The sequence below is a fragment of the Pseudomonas emilianonis genome, assembly GCF_023072625.1.
Classification (GTDB): domain Bacteria; phylum Pseudomonadota; class Gammaproteobacteria; order Pseudomonadales; family Pseudomonadaceae; genus Aquipseudomonas; species Aquipseudomonas paraveronii.
In genome coordinates, this window is the sequence record NZ_JAKNRV010000314.1 from 1 (window position 1) to 6,147 (window position 6,147).

At 60.8% G+C, this 6,147-nt stretch carries 5 protein-coding genes and 3 pseudogenes; 3 read left to right on the top strand and 5 right to left on the bottom strand.

Annotated elements, in window-relative coordinates; all coding sequences use genetic code 11:
• The 4 genes and pseudogenes from L9Z73_RS23555 to L9Z73_RS23570 all read right to left on the bottom strand — a co-directional run.
• A partial coding sequence (locus tag L9Z73_RS23555; protein ID WP_345894183.1) for an OB-fold nucleic acid binding domain-containing protein occupies nucleotides 1-522 on the bottom strand: 522 nt, incomplete at its 3' end.
• An 8-nt stretch (nucleotides 523-530) separates the two neighbouring features.
• Entirely contained in the window at nucleotides 531-1,451 is a 921-nt protein-coding gene (locus tag L9Z73_RS23560) for a hydrogen peroxide-inducible genes activator (RefSeq protein WP_247406180.1), read from the bottom strand.
• 168 nt (nucleotides 1,452-1,619) lie between these two features.
• Nucleotides 1,620-1,907, bottom strand: a pseudogene (locus tag L9Z73_RS23565) (energy transducer TonB family protein); the annotation flags it as partial.
• A pseudogene (locus L9Z73_RS23570) lies at nucleotides 1,908-2,234 on the bottom strand (PfkB family carbohydrate kinase); the annotation flags it as partial.
• A 283-nt stretch (nucleotides 2,235-2,517) separates the two neighbouring features.
• On the opposite strand from L9Z73_RS23570, the gene L9Z73_RS23575 reads away from it, so the two are divergent.
• Complete coding sequence (locus L9Z73_RS23575; protein ID WP_247406183.1) at nucleotides 2,518-3,438, top strand: MurR/RpiR family transcriptional regulator; 921 nt, start codon at nucleotides 2,518-2,520, stop codon at nucleotides 3,436-3,438.
• A 213-nt stretch (nucleotides 3,439-3,651) separates the two neighbouring features.
• On the opposite strand, the gene L9Z73_RS23580 is transcribed toward L9Z73_RS23575, so the two are convergent.
• Nucleotides 3,652-4,557, bottom strand: a complete 906-nt coding sequence (locus L9Z73_RS23580) for a hypothetical protein (RefSeq protein WP_247406186.1) — start codon at nucleotides 4,555-4,557, stop codon at nucleotides 3,652-3,654.
• A gap of 334 nt (nucleotides 4,558-4,891) precedes the next feature.
• Here L9Z73_RS23580 and L9Z73_RS23585 point away from each other — a divergent pair, with 334 nt between their 5' ends.
• Nucleotides 4,892-5,575 (top strand): response regulator transcription factor, encoded by a 684-nt coding sequence (locus L9Z73_RS23585; RefSeq protein ID WP_065876088.1) that lies wholly within the window; start codon nucleotides 4,892-4,894, stop codon nucleotides 5,573-5,575.
• A pseudogene (locus L9Z73_RS23590) lies at nucleotides 5,553-6,147 on the top strand (two-component sensor histidine kinase); the annotation flags it as partial. The gene L9Z73_RS23585 and the pseudogene L9Z73_RS23590, both read left to right, overlap by 23 nt.

Here is a 6,147-nt window from a genome sequence, read left to right on the forward strand (position 1 = left end):
CGGGCCGAGCATGCTCAGGGTCTGCTGGCACAGTTGGCGCAGGCGCTGTTGGGTGAGGCCTTCGGTCAGCGGGTAGATCGGCGTCAGGGTGGTGTCGACCGGCGGCGGCTCGTCGCCGGTAATGGCGCGGTATTCCGGGTGGTAGATTTCCAGGCCGGAGGCGCCGGGGCGTGCTTCGCCGTAGCAACGCACGCGGGTGCCGCGCTTGAGGCCTTCCTTCTGCGCGTTGCTGAAATGATAGAAGCGCAGGCTCAGGCCACCGGTGCCGTCCTGCAAGCGCACGACTAAACTGCGGCGCTTGCCCATCACCACGTCGGCGCCGCTGACGGTGCCTTCGATTACCGCGTCTTGCCCCGGGCGCAAATGGCCGATGGGCACCACGCGTGTGCGGTCCTGGTAGCGTAGGGGCAGGTGGAACAGCACATCCTGAAGGTTCTCCAGGCCGACCTTGGCCAACTTCTCGGCCATGGCTTCGCCGACACCCTTGAGCGCCGTCACCGACACCTGCGACAGCTCAGTCATACAGCGGCTTAGCTCGCAGCGGGCGGCTTGGCCACCGAACACAGGCGAATCGAGTCGGCAAGGATCTCAATGGCTTTGGGTCGTGGGAAGCTGGCGCGCCAGGCAATCGCCACGGTACGGAACGGCACCGGCGGCGTGAGTGGGCGTACTGCGATCACGCCTGGGGCGTAGTGATGGCTGTCCACCGCCGACAGCGGCAGGATCGAGATGCCCAGGCCGGAGGCGACCATGTGGCGAATGGTTTCCAGGGAGCTGGATTCGACGGTGGTGTGTTTGGCGCCGTCGTGGCCCTTGGTCAGGGTCGGGCAGGCTTCCAGCACCTGGTCGCGGAAGCAGTGGCCTTCACCGAGCAGCAGCAGGCTCTTGTCGTTGAGCAGGCCGGCGTCGATGGTGTCTTTCTGTGTCCACGGGTGCGAGGCCGGCATCAGTACGTAGAACGGCTCGTCGTAGAGCGGCAGGGTCAGCACGTCGGCCTCGTTGAACGGCAGCGCAATGATGATTGCGTCCAGCTCGCCGTTGCGCAGTTTGTCGCGCAGCACGTGGGTGAAGTTCTCTTCGATATACAGCGGCATCTGCGGCGCGACGCGGTGCAGTTGCGGAATCAGGTGCGGGAACAGGTACGGGCCGACGGTGTAGATGGCCCCGACTTTCAGCGGCGCGGTCAGCTGGTTTTTGCCGGCCTGGGCCAGTTCACGAATGCTTTGGGCTTGCTCCAGAACCTTTTGGGCCTGGGCGACGATGCCTTCACCGACCGGCGTCAGGCGCACGGCGCTTTTGCTGCGCTCGAAAATCAGCACACCGAGTTCGTCTTCAAGTTTTTTCACACCCACCGACAGCGTCGGCTGGCTGACGTGGCAACGCTCGGCCGCGTGACCGAAGTGTTGTTCTTGGGCGAGGGTCACGATGTAGCGTAATTCTGTAAGAGTCATAGCGGGCGTCCATGAGGTTGCGAGCCAAGCATACCGACTGCAATCGATAGACGCACGTTATCAGAACTTTGATAAGGATTGAGCGAGGAATGTGCGAGATTTTGCTAAAACGAGAAAACCCAATGTGGGAGGGAGCAAGCCCCCTCTCACACAGCCCTGCGCGTGCCTTTAGCGGCGACGCTTCTCGATGTTGTAAACGAACGGCGCGACGATCTCAATGCTGCCGCTTTTTACCATGTCGGCCGGTGGCTTGGGCAATGGCTGGGCATTACGGATCATATCCAGGGTGGCGCGGTCCAGGTTGGCGTTGCCGGAGCGGCCCACCAGCTCATAGGACAGCACATTGCCTTGTGCATCGACCACGAAGCGCAAGCGATTCATGCCTTCCTTGCCACTGTTCAGAGCGCTCTGCGGGTACTTTTTGTACTTCTGCAGGTGCGCCAGCAGGGCGCCTTTTTCGCGGTCCTTGAGGCCGAGCAACACCAGGGCGGTGAGGCGTTCCGGGTCGACCTTGACGCCGCTGACATCGCAGCCTTCACGGGCCAGGGATTCCGTCAGGAAGCGGCCCATATGGTCGTCCCCGACCCGGCTCAACATCGCCGACTTGAGGCCCAAGCGTGCGGTGCCAAAAGCGATGTTGGCGGAAGAACCGCCGAGGTACTTGGCAAAGCTGGAAACGTCCTCAAGCCGCGCACCGACTTGCTGTGCATAGAGGTCGACGCCCAGGCGCCCGAGGCAAATCAGATCCAATTGACGCCCACTGGCAAAACGAGTCTGGCCCATGCTGGCTCCTGTTATTTTTATCAGCCTGCGTTGTGCCACCGTGGCGACGGCAAACGCTCTTGGTGGAGCAGACTAGAACGTTCAGCGAACTCAATCAATATTTATTCCATAATTATTTTTAGTGGAATTTTTATTCCAATACGTCAGCATAGAGGCACGCCAGCGACACTGCATCGATTCAGCAGGCCACTCGCGGCCGCATGCCGGGGTATTTTTTTGCGCCTACCCTGTAGACTTGCGCCCACTAACAGCGCACCAGATGAACCCGCCAGAAGGATTGCCCATGTCCCGCACCGATCAGCCGGCCACGCCCGAGACCGCTTCCCAAGACACTCTCGCCAGCCCTGCGATCAATGCCGAACGCCTGCTGCAGCTGATCACCGACGAATACGAAAGCCTGCCACGCCAGCTCAAGCGCATCGCCAGCTACATGAGCCAGCAGAGCGACCGGATCATGGTCGACCGTATCAGCGACATCGCCCGCGAATGCGAAGTGCATCCGTCGGCCATCGTGCGGTTTTCCCAGCGTTTCGGGTTCAGCGGGTTCAGTGAGATGCAGGCGCTGTTTCGCGAGGCGTACACCCACAAGACCACGCCGGTGCAGAACTATCAGCAGCGCATCCGCAGCATGATCGCCAACAAGTCGCAGAAGGCCAGCGGCGGCGACCTGGCGCGCGAGTGCGTCAACGCCACCCTCTCGGGCATTGAGCGCCTGGGCCTGGAACTGGATGACACGGCGTTCGAAAAAGCCGTGGACCTGGTGGTCAACGCCGACAACATCTACGTGGTCGGCGTGCGCCGTTCGTTTGCGGTGGCCGACTACCTGGTCTACAACCTGCAGCACACCAACAAGCGCATCCACTTGATCTCAGGCCTGGGCGGCAGTTACCGCGAGCAGATGCGCAGTGTGCGCGCCAATGACCTGGTGATCGCCATCAGCTTCACGCCCTACGGCAAAGAGACCCAGCACTGCCTGCGTATCGCCCAGCACCATCAGGCCAAGACACTGATCATTACCGACAGCAACCTGTCGCCCCTGGCCAAGCGGGCGAACGCAGTGTTGCTGGTGAATGAAGGCTCATCGTTTGCCTTCCGCTCCCTGAGCGCCACGTTGTGCCTGTGCCAGGCGTTGTTCATTGCGGTGGCGTATCGCTTGGAATTGAAGGTGGATGAGATTCATGAGCAGGTCGGGTTTGACGACTGACTATCTGACACAGCAGGCCAAATGAGGGAAGGGGCTTGCCCCCGATGGCGTTGGAACAGTCGAAAGTGCTGTCGACTGACACTCCGCTACCGGGGGCGAGCCCCCTCCCACAAATCACTGGGATCAGTGCATGAAGATCGCGATCAGGATGATCACCGGGATCGGCACGCCGAGGAACCACAGAAGTAATGAGCGCATGTTGTTCTCCTTGAATTAACGAACGTAGGTTTCGGTTTCGACGTACACCACGGCATCGCGGCGACGGCCACCAAAGGTCGCAGCGAAGCTGGCAAAGAAGGCGCCGATCAACAGTGCGACAAAGGTCCACAGTGAGGTATAGGCAGCGACTTTGGCGGCCGTATCAGCGGCTTGCTTGGCTTTGAGCTTGGCGTCTTCGACGGCTTTACGCGCATCACTGTAGACTTTGTCGATACGCGCTTCGGCATCGGCCTGGCTAAGGTTGGTGCGTTGGCTGATCAACTGGGCCAGGTAGGCACGGTCTTCAGCGGCGAGTTGGCCGTCATTACTCAGGGTGCGGGTGAAGATGCGTGCAACCACGCCATGGGCAGCGTCATCACTGACCGCGACCGGGCGATCATCACGAAACAGGCTGTCGACGTAGTAGTCGAAGTCGCCGCCGTTAAGGCCTTTGGCTGCACTGCCCGCGGCTTGAGTGATACCGCTGGCCGCGCCCGCTGCCACGCTGGTACCGGCTTTCACACCACCGCTCACGACACTGCTGACCGAACCGACCACCAGCACTGCGGTGATCAGCGTGGCGACCGCCCAGGCCAGGAAACCATGGGCGGTGTCGCGAAAGTACACCTCATCGCCGTGCATATTGGCCCACTTAACCCGCAACCGGCCGGCGATATAACCGCCCAGCCCAGACGCGACAATCTGGGTAAAGGCCAGCCAGATAATGGTGGAAATGCCAAGCCCCTTGGCGCTGATACCGCTGTCGGCCCACGGCGAGACCGCCGAAAAACCCAGGCCGAAGCCCAGCAATACCAGAATCAGCGACAACGCAGCCGCCGCAGCGGCCCCGGCAAAGATAGCCCCCCAGGAAACCCCGGAGAGCGTGCTCGACTCTTGCAGTGTGGATGAGGATGTGATCATTGTTGTTGTGCTCCCGGCAGGAAAAATAGTGTTACAACTCTCAAAAGGGACAGTGCAGGCCGCATGCCAGTCGCGTAAAAAAATAAAGTCTTTATATTTCAAAAAGTTAAGTAAATTGAACTTGCCAGAACCATGCAACTTGCAAGAAATGGCTGTTGCAGGCGGGCGTAATGCATTCCCCTGTGGGAAGGAGCACGCCCCCTGCCACACTGGCCGGTGCCTGCCGTGAAACTTGTGTCAGTTTTGCCAACATGAAGTTTTATTTAGGAAGCGTTCAGCCATTTCTTGGCAAAATGCCCGCACTTCTAGTGTGAATCGCTCACCAGGTAATCCTATGACCCGCATTTTGACCATCGAGGATGACGCCGTAACGGCCCGCGAGATCGTCGCCGAGCTGAGTAGCCATGGACTGGATGTAGACTGGGTGGACAACGGCCGCGAAGGCCTGGTCCGCGCCGTGAGTGGTGATTACGATCTGATCACCCTCGACCGTATGCTGCCGGAACTCGACGGCCTGGCCATCGTCACCACCCTGCGCACCATCGGCGTGTCGACGCCGATCCTGATGATCAGCGCGCTCTCCGATGTCGACGAGCGGGTACGCGGCCTGCGCGCCGGTGGGGATGACTACCTGACCAAGCCGTTCGCCTCCGATGAAATGGCCGCCCGCGTCGAAGTGCTGCTGCGGCGCAAAAGCACGGTCAAGGAATTCGAAACCGCCCTGCGCGTGGCCGACCTTGAGCTGAACCTGATCAGCCGTGAAGCCAGCCGCGCCGACCAGCCGCTGAGCCTGCTGCCCACAGAATACAAACTGCTGGAATTCCTGATGCGCAACACCGGGCAGATCCTGTCGCGGATGATGATCTTCGAGGAAGTCTGGGGTTATCACTTCGACCCCGGCACCAACCTGATCGACGTCCACATCGGGCGCCTGCGCAAGAAAATCGATCCACCGGGCCTCACGCCGCTGATCCGCACGGTACGAGGTTCCGGTTATGTCATTGCTGAACCCATCTAAGGGCTGGCGCTCCTCCAGCAGCCGCTTGCTGGCGCTGTACAGTTCGCTGTTCGTGGCCTGGAGCTGCATCCTCATGGGGGTGCTGTATTACGAGGTGTCAGATTATCTAAGCGACCTGTCGCGCCATTCGCTGATGCAGCGCCAGCACCTGTTCCAGCGGTTCGACGGCGACGAACTGGTGGAAGCGCTGACCACCAGCATGACCTTCGACATGAAGGGCGTAGACGCCTACGGCCTGTTCGATGAGCAATTTCGCCCATTGAGCGGGCCAATCCATGCGATACCGCCCGACTTGCGCCTGGACGGAAAAATCCACGCCCTGGCCAACTGCATCGACTCCGACGACCCGAAACTGCCCAAAGACAGCTGCGACGCCGTCGCCACCCACACCTCGGACGGCCGCTGGCTGGTGCTGGTACGCGCCAACGGTTCGCTGTTCGGGGTGACTCGGATCATCTGGCACGCGCTGCTGTGGGCGGTGTCCCTGACCATCATCCCCGGCGCCGCCGGCTGGCATTTACTGCGCCGCCGCCCGTTGCGAAGGATTCGCGGCATCCAGGCCAGCGCCGAGG

Excerpts from the sequence above, each read along its gene's own strand:
- L9Z73_RS23560 (WP_247406180.1), bottom strand. The coding sequence starts at position 1,451 with ATGACTCTTACAGAATTACGCTACATCGTGACCCTCGCCCAAGAACAA.
- L9Z73_RS23575 (WP_247406183.1), top strand. The coding sequence starts at position 2,518 with ATGTCCCGCACCGATCAGCCGGCCACGCCCGAGACCGCTTCCCAAGAC.
- L9Z73_RS23580 (WP_247406186.1), bottom strand. The coding sequence starts at position 4,557 with ATGATCACATCCTCATCCACACTGCAAGAGTCGAGCACGCTCTCCGGG.
- L9Z73_RS23585 (WP_065876088.1), top strand. The coding sequence starts at position 4,892 with ATGACCCGCATTTTGACCATCGAGGATGACGCCGTAACGGCCCGCGAG.